Source organism: Sphingomonas sp. LR55 (assembly GCF_036856015.1).
Classification (GTDB): domain Bacteria; phylum Pseudomonadota; class Alphaproteobacteria; order Sphingomonadales; family Sphingomonadaceae; genus Sphingomonas.
This window is the reverse complement of sequence record NZ_JASPFO010000001.1, coordinates 2,996,752-3,011,502: the sequence shown is the minus strand read 5'-3', so window position 1 is coordinate 3,011,502 and position 14,751 is coordinate 2,996,752. Positions and strand designations below refer to the sequence as shown.

The 14,751-nt window shown below is 66.4% G+C and carries 13 protein-coding genes and 3 pseudogenes; 4 read left to right on the top strand and 12 right to left on the bottom strand.

The window, feature by feature from the left end; genetic code table 11:
• Positions 1-94 precede the first annotated feature (94 nt).
• The 5 genes and pseudogenes from QP181_RS14450 to hisG all read right to left on the bottom strand — a co-directional run bounded on the left by QP181_RS14450 (position 95) and on the right by hisG (position 6,167).
• Positions 95-2,248 (bottom strand): sodium-translocating pyrophosphatase, encoded by a 2,154-nt coding sequence (locus QP181_RS14450; protein WP_333928978.1) that lies wholly within the window; start codon positions 2,246-2,248, stop codon positions 95-97.
• 90 nt (positions 2,249-2,338) lie between these two features.
• Positions 2,339-3,229 (bottom strand): annotated as a pseudogene (thiL, locus tag QP181_RS14445) (thiamine-phosphate kinase).
• A gap of 191 nt (positions 3,230-3,420) precedes the next feature.
• Positions 3,421-3,876 (bottom strand): transcription antitermination factor NusB, encoded by a 456-nt coding sequence (gene nusB, locus QP181_RS14440; protein WP_056488135.1) that lies wholly within the window; start codon positions 3,874-3,876, stop codon positions 3,421-3,423.
• A gap of 194 nt (positions 3,877-4,070) precedes the next feature.
• On the bottom strand, positions 4,071-5,366 hold the full coding sequence (gene hisD / locus QP181_RS14435) for a histidinol dehydrogenase (RefSeq protein WP_333928977.1): 1,296 nt from the start codon (positions 5,364-5,366) through the stop codon (positions 4,071-4,073).
• A gap of 122 nt (positions 5,367-5,488) precedes the next feature.
• Positions 5,489-6,167: pseudogene (gene hisG, locus QP181_RS14430) on the bottom strand (ATP phosphoribosyltransferase).
• Between the two features lie 56 nt (positions 6,168-6,223).
• On the opposite strand from hisG, the gene QP181_RS14425 reads away from it, so the two are divergent.
• Positions 6,224-7,375, top strand: coding sequence for a DUF2332 domain-containing protein (locus tag QP181_RS14425; RefSeq protein ID WP_443027544.1), 1,152 nt, complete (start codon positions 6,224-6,226; stop codon positions 7,373-7,375).
• Here the strand turns inward: QP181_RS14425 and QP181_RS14415 are convergent.
• The 6 genes and pseudogenes from QP181_RS14415 to QP181_RS14390 all read right to left on the bottom strand — a co-directional run bounded on the left by QP181_RS14415 (position 7,372) and on the right by QP181_RS14390 (position 11,824).
• On the bottom strand, positions 7,372-7,851 hold the full coding sequence (locus QP181_RS14415) for an RcnB family protein (protein ID WP_333928976.1): 480 nt from the start codon (positions 7,849-7,851) through the stop codon (positions 7,372-7,374). The genes QP181_RS14425 and QP181_RS14415 overlap by 4 nt on opposite strands.
• Positions 7,852-8,222: 371 nt before the next feature.
• Complete coding sequence (locus QP181_RS14410; protein ID WP_443027543.1) at positions 8,223-9,101, bottom strand: alpha/beta fold hydrolase; 879 nt, start codon at positions 9,099-9,101, stop codon at positions 8,223-8,225.
• A gap of 222 nt (positions 9,102-9,323) precedes the next feature.
• A pseudogene (locus tag QP181_RS14405) lies at positions 9,324-10,224 on the bottom strand (pirin family protein).
• Positions 10,225-10,228: 4 nt separating this feature from the next.
• Positions 10,229-10,672 carry an NUDIX hydrolase gene (locus tag QP181_RS14400; protein WP_333928974.1) on the bottom strand — a complete coding sequence of 148 codons (444 nt, stop codon included), beginning with the start codon at positions 10,670-10,672 and terminating at the stop codon, positions 10,229-10,231.
• A gap of 157 nt (positions 10,673-10,829) precedes the next feature.
• On the bottom strand, positions 10,830-11,537 hold the full coding sequence (locus tag QP181_RS14395; RefSeq protein ID WP_333928973.1) for a glutathione S-transferase: 708 nt from the start codon (positions 11,535-11,537) through the stop codon (positions 10,830-10,832).
• Positions 11,537-11,824: a BolA family protein gene (locus QP181_RS14390; protein ID WP_333928971.1), complete on the bottom strand. Its 288-nt coding sequence runs from the start codon at positions 11,822-11,824 to the stop codon at positions 11,537-11,539. Before QP181_RS14390 ends, QP181_RS14395 begins: the two co-directional genes overlap by 1 nt.
• A gap of 122 nt (positions 11,825-11,946) precedes the next feature.
• On the opposite strand from QP181_RS14390, the gene QP181_RS14385 reads away from it, so the two are divergent.
• Positions 11,947-12,471, top strand: a complete 525-nt coding sequence (locus QP181_RS14385; protein ID WP_333923642.1) for a J domain-containing protein — start codon at positions 11,947-11,949, stop codon at positions 12,469-12,471.
• A 37-nt stretch (positions 12,472-12,508) separates the two neighbouring features.
• Here the strand turns inward: QP181_RS14385 and QP181_RS14380 are convergent, their stop codons facing one another.
• Positions 12,509-12,937 carry a VOC family protein gene (locus QP181_RS14380; RefSeq protein WP_333928970.1) on the bottom strand — a complete coding sequence of 143 codons (429 nt, stop codon included), beginning with the start codon at positions 12,935-12,937 and terminating at the stop codon, positions 12,509-12,511.
• A gap of 141 nt (positions 12,938-13,078) precedes the next feature.
• On the opposite strand from QP181_RS14380, the gene QP181_RS14375 reads away from it, so the two are divergent.
• Positions 13,079-13,702: an HxlR-like winged helix-turn-helix transcriptional regulator gene (locus tag QP181_RS14375; protein WP_333928969.1), complete on the top strand. Its 624-nt coding sequence runs from the start codon at positions 13,079-13,081 to the stop codon at positions 13,700-13,702.
• 43 nt (positions 13,703-13,745) lie between these two features.
• Positions 13,746-14,750 (top strand): cobaltochelatase subunit CobS, encoded by a 1,005-nt coding sequence (cobS, locus tag QP181_RS14370; RefSeq protein ID WP_055874633.1) that lies wholly within the window; start codon positions 13,746-13,748, stop codon positions 14,748-14,750.
• Position 14,751 lies beyond the last annotated feature (1 nt).

Below are 14,751 nucleotides of genomic sequence, written 5' to 3'. Positions count from 1 at the left end.
CGGTAATAGTACGAAGGGCGACGCGGCAAAGCCGCGCCGCCGGTCGAGGGCGTCGGGCCCCCGCCGGCCGGTCGCGCTTGCTGCGGCTTCCGCCTCAGCCTCCGCCGCCAGCCAGCGCCGCGAGCAGCAGCAGCGCGACGATATTCGTGATCTTGATCATCGGGTTCACCGCGGGGCCGGCAGTGTCCTTGTAGGGGTCGCCGACCGTATCACCGGTGATCGCCGCCTTGTGCGCCTCGGAGCCCTTGCCGCCGTGATGGCCGTCTTCGATGTATTTCTTGGCGTTGTCCCAGGCGCCGCCACCGCTCGTCATCGAGATCGCGACGAACAGCCCCGAGACGATCACGCCCAGCAGCATCGCGCCAAGCGAGGCAAAACCGGCGGCCTGGCCCGCGACCGCGGTGATGATGAAATACACGGCGAGTGGCGACAGCACCGGCAGCAGCGAGGGCACGATCATCTCGCGGATCGCCGCCTTGGTGACGAGATCAACTGTCCGTGCGTAGTCAGGGCGGCTGGTGCCGAGCATGATTCCGGGGTTGTTGCGGAACTGCTCGCGGACTTCCTCGACGACCGCGCCCGCCGCGCGCCCCACCGCGGTCATTCCGAACGCGCCGAACAGATACGGGAGCAGTGCGCCAAGCAACAGGCCCACGATGACGTACGGGTTGCTGAGGCTGAAATCGACCGTGACGTCGGGGAAGTACGTAGCAAGATCGGTCGTGTAGGCGCCGAACAGCACCAGCGCGGCGAGTCCGGCCGAGCCGATCGCATAGCCCTTGGTGACCGCCTTGGTAGTGTTACCGACCGCGTCGAGCGCATCGGTCCTCTGCCGGACGTCGTCGGGCAGCCCGGCCATCTCGGCGATCCCGCCTGCGTTGTCGGTGACGGGTCCGTAGGCATCGAGCGCGACGACCATGCCGGCCTGCGCGAGCATCGCCGTTGCCGCAAACGCAATGCCGATGATCCCGGCCAGCTGGTACGCGACGATCACGGCGACGACGATCACCAGCGTCGGCAGCGCGGTGGATTCGAGGCTGATCGCGAGGCCCTGGATGACGTTGGTGCCGTGGCCGGTCTCGGATGCCTTGGCGATCGACTGGACCGGGCGGTGATTGGTGCCGGTATAATATTCGGTGATCCACACGATCAGCCCGGTGACGACGAGCCCGATCATCATCGACCAGAACAGGTCCATGCCGGTGAAGCTCTGCGTCAGCGAGGGGGCGGCTTGCGTGGTGAGATCGTCGGTTGCGGGATCGAGGAAGCCTGCGCCGCCGATCACGCGGTGAAGGTCGCCGAGCACGTACTGCGTTGCGAGGTAGATCGCCGGGATCGACAGGATCGTCGAGGTGAAGAAGCCCTTGTAGAGCGCGCCCATGATGCTGCCGCCACCGAGCCGCACCATGTAGGTGCCGATGATTGAGGTGACGATGCACACGCCGCCGACGAGCAGCGGGAGAGTCATCAGCCGCATCAGCTCGGCGCCGCTCGCCTGGATCAGCAGCGCGATCGAGATCATCGTGACGCCGAGCGTGACGACGTACGTCTCGAACAGATCGGCCGCCATGCCCGCGCAGTCGCCGACGTTGTCGCCGACGTTGTCCGCGATCACGGCCGGGTTGCGGGGGTCGTCCTCGGGAATACCCGCCTCGACCTTGCCGACCAGATCCGCGCCGACGTCCGCCGCCTTGGTGAAGATACCGCCGCCGAGCCGCGCGAAGATCGAAATCAGCGAGGCGCCGAACGCGAGCGCGGTGAGCGCCTCGACGATGATCCGGTCGTTGGGCGCATGGCCTGCGGGTCCGGTGAGGTACCAGAAGAACGCGCTGATCGCGAGCAGGCCGAGGCCCGCCACGAGCATGCCGGTTACCGCGCCCGATCGGAACGCCAGCGTCAGCCCGGCCTGCAGCGACGTGCGCGCGGCCTCCGCAGTGCGGACGTTGGCGCGGACCGAGATGTTCATGCCGACATAGCCGGCGACACCCGACAGCACCGCGCCGATGACGAAACCGATCGTCGAGATCATGCCGAGCGTGAACAACAGGATCGCCGCGACGATGACTCCGACGATCGCGATGGTGGTGTATTGGCGCCCGAGATAGGCCTTCGCGCCTTCCTGGATGGCGGCGGCGATGTCCTGCATCTTTGCGTTGCCGGGGGAGGCTGCGAGCACCTGTCGACTGGTGACGAAACCATATAGGACGGCGATGACGCCGCAGATCATGGCCAAATAGACGGTCGTCATACGGCGCTATCCCTATTGTCAGGTCCTCTCCGGTCCCGACTTTGCCGAGTCCCGAGGGGAGAGCCTATCAGTGCAGGGGTATTGCGCAAGTTATCCGCGTGGGCTGTGCTCGTAGCCTAGACTTGGCGGTAGCGGGACGGGGCGGCCCGAGTCGTGGAGGGTAAGCCCCGCGCCGGTCGAGAACGTGCCGATCCGAGCGGCGTCGGTAACGAAATCTTGCGGTGCAGCAAAAGGAGTTGGTAGTCGTCTCCCGCTGTGACTGCGGCGAGGCGGTCGCCGGAGAACGCGCGATAGGCGTCGGAAAGCGGGATGCGCGCGAGGTCGATACTGACGGCGAGGTTGCTGGCGAGCGCCATGCGGGATGCGTCGATGAGCAGACCGTCGGACACGTCCATCATCGCGTGGACCTGGGGGCCGAGGATGCGGCCGTCGACGAGCCGTGGCTGCGGGCGCCGGTACGCGGCGAGCAGTTCGGCGGCGCCTCGCTTTCCGAGGGCAATGGCTAGCCCGGCACCGGCGTCGCCGATCGTGCCCGTGACGTAGAGCGCATCGCCTCCCTGCGCGCCGTTCCGGGCAGGGGCGGCGGCATCGCTGCCGAACGCGGTGATGGTAAGGATGCGGGGGGCGTTAGGGGAGCGTCACGGTGTCGCCGCCGATGATCCGCGTGTCGAACGCGTCCAGGACCTCGGTCAGTCCTTCGAGGAACGCGCGGTCCCAAACGTTGTCACCGAGCGGGTAGTTGAGGAGGATGCCTTCGGGCTTGGCCCCCTTCGCGGCAAGGTCGGAGAGGTTAGTCGCGACTAGCTTCCACGCGATGTCCTGCGCGGGGTCGGTCGGGAGGAAATGCACGCCTTCGACCAGCGTGTCGGTAGTAACGACGAGCGGGCCCGCGTCGAGCAGCGCAGTGTCGTCGTTAAGCCCGCGTGCCGCCGGATGCAGCGGGAGCGCGCGTAAGGCAGCGATGAACTCGTCCTCGGTCACGCAAATCCTCCCCGGAACGGGGAGGGGGACCGTCCGCAAAGCGGAGGGTGGAGGGGGCGTGCCGCGAGCGTTACGCCAGCGGGGTGTCTTCCGGCCGCGAAAGAAGGTCCGTAACGCTCAACCACCGGTACGCTTGCGGAAGCCCCCTCCACCATGCCGCGCATGGTCCCCCTCCCCGTGCCAGGGAGGATTTAGGCACGCACCTCTTTCGCGATCCCGTCGAGCAACCCGTTCACGAACCCCGACTCCCGCTTGTCGTAGAACGCATGCGCGACGTCGACATATTCGCTGATCACCGCGGCCACCGGCACGTCCTTGCGCGCGAGCAGCTCGTACGTCCCGACGCGGATGATCGCCTTCATCGGCTTGTCGAGCCGCGCGAGCGTCCAGCCCTTGGCGAGCTTGCCCTCGATCAGCACGTCGATCTCGCCGGCGCGCGCGTTGGCGCCGGTCACCAGGTCGTCGAAGAAGTCGACATCGGCCTCGGCATATTCGACGTCTTCGATCGTCGCGCCGAGCCGGTGCTGGTGGAATTCGTTGAGCAGGACGGGCATCGCGGTGCCCTCCATCTCGTGCTGGTAGGTCGCCTGGACGGCGGCGAGGCGAGCGGCGGCACGCGCCTTGGTGCGGGGGGCGGTTCGAGTCATAAGAGGTTGCCTGTAGGCGCGGGGGCTGTGTGTCAGCCCTTTGCGTTTCGGTGCGGGGAGTCGAAGAAGATTGGTTCACGCGGAGCCGCGGAGGTGTGGACCTTGCCGCGCAGCGGCTTCCCAATCATCCGCCGATGAGGAGATCGAAGCGGCTGCGCCGCGCGCAACATCTCCGCGTCTCCGCGTGAACCAATCTAACTGTTCAGCCGCAGCCGCAACGCCACCGATTTTGCGTGCGCAGGTAGACCCTCGGCGTTTGCCAAAGCGACCGTGGCAGGGCCGAGCTCGCGCAACGCGGCTTCGTCCAACGCTAGAAAACTGGTGCGCTTCATGAAGTCGAGCACCGACAGCCCGCTGGCAAACCGCGCCCGGCGGCCGGTAGGAAGGACATGGTTGGGGCCAGCGACGTAATCGCCGATCGCCTCTGGCGTGTAGCGGCCGAGAAAGACCGAGCCGGCGTGGCGGATGCGGTCGAAGAAGCCTTGCGGGTCGGGAATCGCCAGCTGGAGATGCTCGGCGGCGAGACGGTCGACCAGCGGAACCGCGTCCGCCAGCGTCTCGACGACGATGATCGCGCCATTGGTATCCCACGCAACCCGCGCGACAGCTTCAGTAGCAAGGTCGCGCAGTTGGCGGTCGATCGCGGCCACGACCTTGTCGGCGAATGCCGCGTCGTCGGTGAACAGGATCGACTGCGTGCTAAGATCGTGCTCGGCCTGGCTGAGCAGGTCGGCGGCGGTCCATTCCGGGTCGTTCAGCGCGTCCGCGACGACGACGATTTCGCTCGGGCCAGCGACCATGTCGATGCCGACGACGCCGTAGACCTGGCGCTTGGCTTCGGCGACCCAGGCGTTGCCGGGGCCGGTGATCACGTCGACCGGCTCGATCCGGCCCGCGCCGTATGCAAGCGCCGCAACCGCCTGAGCGCCACCGACGCGCCACACTTCATCGACGCCGGCGAGATGCGCGGCAGCGAGAACGAGTGGGTTGATCTGGCCATCTGGGGTCGGCGTGACCATCGTCAGGCGCCCTACCCCCGCGACCTTAGCGGGGATCGCGTTCATCAGCAGCGACGAGGGATAGGCGGCACGGCCGCCGGGGACGTAGATGCCGGCGGCATCTACCGGTAACCAGCGCGCGCCGAGCCGGACGCCTGCGGAGTCAACCGAGTCGCTGTCGAGCGGGCGCTGTTTCTCGTGATACGCGCGGATGCGAGTTGCGGCGAGTTCGAGCGCGGCGCGGAGGTCCGGATCGAGTGCGTCGAACGCGGCCTTGCAGTGGGCGGGGTCGATCTGCCAGCCAGTGGCTTCCAGATCGTGGCGGTCGTGCTTCTGCGTAAGATCGCGGACCGCGGTTTCGCCATCGCGGCGGACCGACGCGATGATCGCGGCGACGTCCTGCGTGACGCCAGCGTCGGATTCACGGCGGTCCTCGACCAGCGCGGTGAAGCGCGTCGCGAAGTCCGAGTCGGATGTGGAGAGGCGGATCACATTCCCCTCCCGCTTGCGGGAGGGGTCAGGGAAGGAATGACATAGCCTCGCACGGTGCGATCGGGGCGGGCGTGCCCTCCCCGACCCCTCCCGCAAGCGGGAGGGGAGCAGAAGGTTAGCGCTCATGCCGCGATCTCCTGCGCTTCGACCGCACGGCGGAATGCCTCGACCAGCGGCACCACCCGGCTGCGCGTCTTCATCGCGGCACGGTTAACCACCAGGCGGCTCGTTACCTCCATGATCGTCTCGACCTCCACCAGTCCGTTCTCCAGCAACGTCCGCCCCGAAGACACGAGATCGACGATCCGCGGCGCCAATCCCAAGGTCGGCGCCAGTTCCATCGCGCCGTTGAGCTTCACGCACTCCGCCTGCACGCCACGGCTGGCGAAATGCGCGGCCGTCACATGCGGATATTTGGTCGCGACACGGACATGGCTCCAGCCGCGCGGGTCGTCCTGTGCGGCCATCTCGGCAGGTTCGGCGACCGACAGCCGGCAATGCCCGATACCCAGATCGACCGGCGCGTAGAGCTCGGAATAGCCGAACTCCGCGATCACGTCCGACCCGACGATCCCCAGTTGCGCCGCCCCGTGCGCGACGAAGGTGGCGACGTCGAACGCGCGCACCCGGATCAGCGAGATCGCCGGATCGTTGGTCGCGAACCGCAACGCGCGTGAGTTCTCGTCGGAGAACGACGCCTCAGGATGCACCCCGGCGCGCGAGCAACGGCAGGGCCTCGGCGAGGATGCGTCCCTTGGGGACCGCGATGATGATCTGGGAGGGTGGGTAAGAATCTGGCACGTGCCGGGCTTTACGGGGGGCATGGCGGGTGCAACAACGTGCGTATGGCAAATGTAATGGCAAGTTGCTCCGCGTTCGGAATTCAGGCGGGCTATTGCGCCGCGATGGATGCGCCGATCACGGCGCGGGTTTGCAGCGCGCTGGCGGAGTCGCTCGATCGGGACAGCGAGACGGGGCGGCGGGTGCTCGACTGGGCGGGCGAGCCGGTCGCGGATGCCTTGGCGTTACGGCTGGTGGGTGGACTGCACGCACTGCATCGCGCGGGCGTCGATCCGGAGCTTTCTGCCGTATTCGCCGGCGTAGAAACCGACTCGGCGCGAACCGTCGCGATACTAAAGGCAACGCTCGTGACACAGGATGCGGCGTTGCTGCCGTGGCTCGACGGACCGCCGCAGACCAACGAGGCGGCACGGTCCGCCGGAATGTTGACCGGAATATTGCATCTGGCCGAGCGGTACGGGCCGCGGTTCGAGGTGCTGGAGATCGGATCAAGCGCGGGGCTCAATCTGCTGATCGATCGCTATCGGTTCGATCTTGGCGGTGTGAATGTCGGGCCATCGGCATCGCCTGTGACTATCAACCCCGAATGGCGGGGCGCGCCGCCGCCAAGCGCTCCGGTCGAGATCGGGTCGACACGCGGCGTCGATATCCACCCGGTGGACGTCGCCGATCCGGCCGCAGCGGCGCGGCTCGAGGCGTATGTCTGGGTCGATGCGGTCGAACGACAGACGCGGCTGGCCGCGGCGATCGCGATGGTGCGCGAGGGCGGCGTCGATCTGGCCGAAGGCGATGCGGCGGACTGGGTCGAGGCTCGGTTGGCCGAACCGCAGCCCAAAGGCGTTACGCGCGTGCTGATGCATTCGGTGGTGTGGCAGTATCTGCCAGCGACCTCCCGCGAGCGGATCCGGGTCGCGATGGACGCAGCGGGCGCGCGCGACGGTGGAGCGACCGCTCGGCTGGGTGATGATGGAGCCGAATCGCGATCTGCACCGCCACGAGGTCCGCGTACGCGGCTGGCCGGGGGAACGGGGGATGGAACTGGTTGCGCTGACGCATGCGCATGGCGCCTGGGTCGAGGGGCTCTCGGCGCCGTACGAGACACGAGACTACGTCATGCGACGTGGCGCCTACGAGAAGGACTGAGGCACCAGATACGAGGGCGGCCCGGGATCGCTCCCGGGCCGCCCAAACTTGGTAGAAGGTCTTAGTAGAAGAAGCCGTTATTGACCTGGGCGACGCGGCCGTTGCGCGTATCGACCAGGACGACGTCACGACCGTAGCGGACCCAGCGCTGATACCCATAGGCCGGGCGCGACAGGCGGTACGTCTGATAGTCGTTGATCCAGTATTGGCGACCGTAATAGTTCGGTGCGAACCGGTAGCCGACGCTCACCGGACGATAGCGATAGCCGCGCGGCCCGACATAGGCGGGGCGGCGGTAGACGTTACCGTGCGTGCGGCGATAGTCGCGCCAGTCCTCACGCGCTTCGCGACGGTCTTCGCGCAGTTCCTGACGGGCTTCGCGGACGTCGCCGCGGTCGCCGTAGCGGCGTGCGCGCTGCAGGTCGCGCTGGCTCTCGCGGATTTCGCGCTGGTCGCGGCGGACTTCGCCGTAGCTCTGTGCGGTGGCGAAGCTGGGGACGAGGGTGGCGGCGGCGACGGCCGCGAGGATCATCTTACGCATGGCTGCTCTCCTGTGTTCGGTGCCGAATCAACGGCATGAACGGGGTTTTGCTCCCCTGCCGCTGAACGATCGCCGAATGTGGTGGTCAGGATTTAGACAGGTGCGCGCTCGGGTCGTGCGCTGATCGCTTCACGACATAGCTCACGCCGTTCGACGCCCGCGTAAATGCTCTGCCAGTCCCGTCCCCGCCCCATCCGTCATCCCAGCGAAAGCTGGGATCTCCCAATTCGGGTCGCAGCACCTGCCACCATGAGATCCCAGCTTTCGCTGGGATGACGGATTTGGGGGAGGCGATCACCTCCGTGGCGTGTCCTCCCCCTCCGTCGCTTTCGGCGCCACCTACCCCTTGCGGGGGAGGATCGAGAGGGTTCTCAGATTCCCCAGCGGCGCATTGCGGCGATCACTGCGTCGGGTTTCTGCCACGGTACGAAATGGCCTGCATCGATCTTCTCGATCGTGAGGTCGGGGACATAGGCGGCGAGGTCGAGTTGGCTTGGGAGCAGCGCGCTGTCCTGCATACCCCAGATCACCAGCACCGGCATCCTAGTCGGCGGAAACGGCGCATCCAGAAACGCGGGGCGGGGCGGCGTTTCGTCCATTGCGGGGACGACGATCGCGCTGGCGCGGTACCAGTTGAGCATCGCGGTGATCGCGCCGGGCTGGCCCCATTCGTCGAGATAGGCGGCCTTGTCCTCGGCCATCGCGGCGAGATCGGCGTGCTTCGAGAAACTGGTGTCGAAGAAGGGTTCGAGACCTATCGACTCGATGTGCTTTTCGAGGTCGGGGTTGCGGAACGCGCGGATATACTGGCTGGCGGCGCGCTGTTCGAGGTCGTCGAACATGGTGCGCTGGAAGACGAGCGGGTGGGGGGCGTTGATGATGACGAGCCTGGCAATGCGCTCGGGGTGGCGCAGCGCCGCCATCCACGCGACCGCGCCGCCCCAGTCGTGGCCGACCAGCGTGAAACGGTCGATGTTCAGGTGATCCGCGAGCGCGATGAGGTCGGCGACGATCTTGTCGGGGGTGTAGCTGTCGACGCCCTCGGGCTTTGAGGAGCGCGCGAAGCCGCGTTGGTCGGGGGCGATGACGTAGTGGTCGCGAGCGAGGTCGGGGGCGATGGCGCGCCAGGTGCGGTGTGATTCGGGGAAGCCGTGGAGGAGGATGACAGGCGGACTCGCCGGGTCGCCGCTGATCGCGACGTCCAGGGTTACGCCAGTGGATAGCGCGATGCGTTGCAGGTTCGACATCATTCCCCTCCCGCTTGCGGGAGGGGTTAGGGAGGCCTACCCGTCGCGCTGCGCCTGGATCATGCCCTCCCCGACCCCTCCCGCAAGCGGGAGGGGAGATACGCCTTCTACTCCCCTCCCGCTCGCGGGAGGGGTTGGGGGTGGGCTCGCGGCTAGTTTCAAACGGAGTGCTCCGCGATGGCGCGTGCCCACCCCTACCCCCTCCCGCTTGCGGGAGGGGAGAGATCAGGGATAGCTGACCGTCTTCGGGATCGCGGGAATTTCGATCCATTCCTTTTCGTCGCCGGGTACCTTCGGGAAGTTGCCCGCATTCCAGTCGCGTTTCGCCTGTTCGATGCGGTCGCGGTTCGAGCTGACGAAGTTCCACCAGACATGGCGCGGGGTCGTGAAGGCGTCGCCGCCGCAGAGCATCGCGCGGCCGCCATGCGCAGACCGTAGCGTTGCAGATATGCCGGGGCGGAGAACGTAAAGGACTTGTGGCTCGAGCTTCACGCCTTCCAGCGTCGCCTCGCCCATTGCGAGGTAGATCGCGCGCTCCTCGGCAGCTGCGTCGATCGGCACGCTCGCGCCCGGGTCGAGCGCGATGTCGGCGTAGATCGTGCCCGAATAGGTCGTCGTCGGCGCGGTCTGGCCCCAGAGGCTCCCCATGATGATCCGCGAGCGCGCGCCGTGCGCCTCGATCGTCGGCAGCTGCGCCTTGGTGACGTGCTCGAACGCGGGGTCGATCTCCTCGACCGCCTCGGGCATCGCCAGCCAGGTCTGGATGCCCGACAGGTTCGGCCCTTCGGCACGCTCGTCGCCGGGCGAGCGTTCGGAATGGACGATGCCGTGGCCCGCGGTCATCAAATTGACCGCGCCCGGCTCGATCCGTGCCTGCGTGCCGAGCGAGATCGCGGTGGTCGATCGCGCCGTCGAACAAGTATGTGACGGTCGACAGGTTGATATGCGGGTGCGGCCGCACGTCGATGCCTTGGCCCACGTCGAGATGCGCCGGGCCCATCTGGTCGAAGAACAGGAACGGCCCGACCATCGTCCTTTCCTTGTTCGGCAGCGTGCGATGGACCTTGAACCCGCCGAGATCGTGCGTCGACGGCAGGATGGTCTGGAGGACGAAATCATCGAGCATGGCGCTATCCCTTGGCAGGTTCCGTGGCGTCGAGAAGTTCGACCAGGTCTGCGGGATAGAGCGTTTCGTGAAAGCCCGCGATGTCATTTCGAGAAAACCAGCGGTGACCGACGAGCAGTTGCTTCTCCTGTTCGGTGAGATTGCCCGCCTTCACCTCGCAGGTGTCGACGTCGATCCGGAAATAGCGTTCGTCGGCGGTGACCTCGACGCCTTCGAAGGTGAGGAAATCGATGGTGCGTTGCGCGACTTCGGGGCCGCAGTCGATGTCGAGGCCGACTTCCTCCCACAGTTCGCGGCGGGCGGCAGCGGCATAGCTCTCGCCGGGATCTACCGCGCCGCCGGGCGTGCACCAGAGTGGCGGGCGATCGGAGGGGGTGAAGCGGAACATCAGGACGCGGTTTTCGCCGTCGACGAGGAGGATGCGCGCGGCTGGGCGTGGGGTTCTCATAGCCCGACGCACCTCCCCGGCGAAGGCCGGGGGCCAGTTGGGAGACAGGGGTAACGATGGACAGCCCGTCGCCATATCGACCTTTCCAACTGGACCCCGGCCTTCGCCGGGGAGGTGCTGACCAGGAAGGTGCTGATTGTGGGGAGGCTGCCAAGCCTCATACCGCGTCGAGTTCCGGATAGGCGCGGAAGATGCCGTCGGTGTTGAACGCCAAGCGCCGGTCGCTTTTCAGATACGCCTTGATGCCCGGCAGTCCCGCGACCTGATCGTGGATGCGGACGAGGTTCGGGTAGTCGGGTTCGAGCGTCTTCATCCGCTTCGGGAACATGTACCGCAGCCCTTCGATCACCTGGAACAGCGAGGTGTCGGCATAGCTCCACTTGTGATCGATCAGCCAGTCGCCCGGATTGGCCTGCGCCGCATCCTCCAAATGACCGAGATACTTCGGCATCCGTTCCTCGCGGAACTGTTTCGCCGCCCGCGCGGCTTCGGGTTTCTGGTCGTCGTAATAGTCCATCATCGCGACCGGATGGTGGACGTTGTGGACCTCCGCCACGAGGTCGGCGATCGTCAGCTGGAGCTGGTTGAGCCACAGCCGGTCCGCCATGGTCGACGGCGCGAGACCGTGACGCTCGCCGAGATACATCAGGATGTTGGCGACCTGCGCGATGACCAGGCCGTCGAGTTCCAGATAGGGCGGCGCGAACGGCGTTCGACCCGTGCGGTCGTTGAGATCGGCCATCAGGCCTTCCTCGCCAACGCCGCGCGCGCAATCCTCGTAGGCGATCTCGGCGCCTTCAAGTGCGAGCCGGACGAACTCGCCGCGCCCCTGGATGGAGGGCCAGTACCAGAGCTTGTACGCCATCAGATTTCCCCGGGTACGCGGGCCTTGATAGCAAGCGCGTGGATCTTCGTGCTCAACAGTTCGGCGAGCGCCTGGTTCACGAGGCGTTGGCGCGCGACGCGATTAAGGCCTTCGAACTTCGGGGTTTCCACCTCGACGCGAAAATGCGTCTCGCCGGTGCCGTCGTCGCCCATGTGGCCGGCATGGAGCCCGCTCTCGTTGACGACGACCAGGTGCGTCGGGGCGAGGGTCGCGGTGAGGCGGGCGGTGATCTGGTCCTGTACGGAGCCGGTGGCGAGGTCTGTCATGCTCCCTATATAGCCCGTTTTGGAAGCGCGGGGAGCCGGTGGCGGACGACGATCGAAAAGAGCGCAAGGAACGCCCCAGCCCACGGTTTCACGGCCGCGTTGAAGGGACCGGGCGCGTCTGCATGTGGCGCGACTGCGAGGAGCCCGGCGAATTTCGCGCGCCGCCACTGGAGGGACCGAGCGATGGCGGCCCGCCGCAGTTCCGCTGGTTCTGCCTGGAGCATGTCCGCGCGTTCAACTCCGGGTATAATTTCTTCGACGGGATGACCGCGGACGAAATCCATCATGCGCAGCGACCGATGGCGGGCTGGGAGCGCGAGACGCGGGCGTTCGCGCATGGCGGCGGCGATACGCCGCCAAAATGGGCGGACTTCGCCGATCCGATCGATGCGATCGGTGCACGGTTCGGCGAGCGGATGGCGGCGGCGCGGAAAGACGGCCGCGTGCTGTCCGACGGCGAACGGCGCTCGTTGCGCGTGCTCGGATTGGGGACCGATACCGACCGCACGCAACTGCGCAAACGCTACAGCGAACTCGTGCGGCGCTTCCATCCCGACCGCAACGGCGGCGACCGCGCGCACGAGGCCGACCTGCAAAAGGTGATCGCGGCCTACCAGCACCTGAAGGGCGCAGCGGCGTTCGCCTGACGCGTCGGCGTTCGGGTCGCGCCGCTGCTCCGCCGGGTCAGTTCGGCTGGGCCCCGCCCATCGTCGCCGCCGCGGCGGCCATGTCCATGAAGAACGGTCCCCAGCCATGCCCGTCGAGGTCCTCGAAGGCGCGGCTGTACATGAAGCCCATGTCCTCGGGGTCGTGCAATTCGCGTCCGCCCGCCGCCAGGGCCGCTTCCGTAATCGCATCGACCTCGGCTTGGCTGTCGAACGACAGGGCCAGCAGCACGCCGCTGGTCGTCTTCGCGTCGATGATCTGCTTGGACGTGAAGGTCGCATAAAAGGCGCGATCGAGCAGCATCACGGAAATCGTGTCGGACCATGCCATCGCCGAGCCCTGCTCGTTCGAGAACATCGCGTTCCGCTCGAACCCGATCGCTGCGTAGAATGCGGTCGCGGCCGCCACGTCGGCGACCGGCAGGTTCAAGAATATGGCCTTGCCCATGGCGGCTCTCCTGTTTCGACTCGGTTTCGCACCGGTGTTTGCATTGCATGCTCGCAATGGTTACTTAAAACAACTATGAAGTTAGAAAATATAACTGATGCCTCGTCGAATCGATGGTACGACGATGCGTGCGGCACCGCGATGGCGCTCGAACTGGTGGGAGAGCGCTGGTCGCTGCTGGTCGTGCGCGAACTGATGTTCGGTCCGCGCCGGTTCGGCGAACTGAAGGCCGACCTCGGCGGCATAAGTGCGAATGTCCTGACACAGCGGCTGGCGGGACTGGCGCGCGCCGGCATCCTGATCCGACGCATGCTCCCGTCGCCGGCCAGCGTGCAGGTCTATGAACTGACGCCCTGGGGGTATGAGAGCGAGACCGCGATCCGCGAACTCGGTCGATGGGCGGCGCGGTCGCCTGCGCATGATCCCACCCTACCGCTCAGCGCGGCCTCGCTGATGCTGTCGTTCCGGACGATGTTCTCGCGGCAGCGTGCCGATGGCTGGACCGCAGTCGTCGGTTTTCGGCTGGGCGGCGAGGGGTTCGTCGGGCGGGTCGATGGCGACTGGATCCATGTCGTGCGCGCCGACCCGTCGGCAGCGGACGTCACGTTCGACGGCGATCCGATGACGATTGCATCGCTCGTCTATGGCGCAAGGCCCTTTCGCGATGCGGAAGCCGCGGGCACATTGCAGATCACCGGGAACCGTGCGCTCGCCGAGCGGTTCGTCACACTCTTTCCGCTACCGGATAAGGTCGCGGTTGAGTAACGCCCCTCGCTTGTCCTAGAGCGGTCGGGAACACGAGGCCAACATGACCGATATCCCGAATACCCAGCCCGATAGCCGCGAGACCACGATCCTCGACGCACCCGACCGCATGGTGAAGGTGCGCGAGATGTTCGGGATCGATTCCGACATGGAAGTGCCGGCGTTTTCCGAAGCCGATGAGCGCGTGCCCGATCTCGATCCGGCGTACGTCTTCGATGCCGACACGACGCTCGCGGTCCTTGCCGGCTTCGCGCATAATCGTCGCGTGATGGTCCAGGGCTATCACGGCACCGGCAAGTCGACGCATATCGAGCAGGTCGCGGCGCGCCTGAAATGGCCGTGCATCCGCATCAACCTCGACGCGCACATTAGCCGTATCGACCTGATCGGCCGCGACGCGATCGTGCTGAAGGACGGCCAGCAGATCACCGAGTTCCGCGAGGGCCTGCTGCCCTGGGCGTTGCAGACCCCGACCGCGCTGGTGTTCGACGAGTACGACGCCGGCCGTCCGGACGTGATGTTCGTGATTCAGCGCGTGCTGGAGACCGAGGGCAAGCTGACGCTGCTCGATCAGAACCGCGTGATCCGCCCGAACCCTTGGTTCCGCCTGTTCGCGACCGCCAACACGGTCGGCCTCGGTGACACGAGCGGGCTGTATCACGGCACGCAGCAGATCAACCAGGGCCAGATGGACCGCTGGAACATCGTCGTCACGCTCAACTACCTCCCCGCCAAGGTCGAGGCGCAGATCGTGCTCGCCAAGTCGGGTGAATACGACAAGCCGGACGGCAAGAAGGTCGTCGAGAACATGGTCCGCGTGGCGGACATGACCCGCAAGGGGTTCGTCAACGGCGACATCTCGACCGTGATGAGCCCGCGTACGGTGATCACCTGGGCGCAGAACGCGCTGATCTTCGGCGACGTCGGCTTTGCGTTCCGCCTGTCGTTCCTCAACAAGTGCGACGAGGCAGAGCGGCCGCTGGTCGCCGAATATTACCAGCGCGTGTTCGGCAAGGACCTCCCCGAGAGCGTGGTGGGTAAGGCCTGAG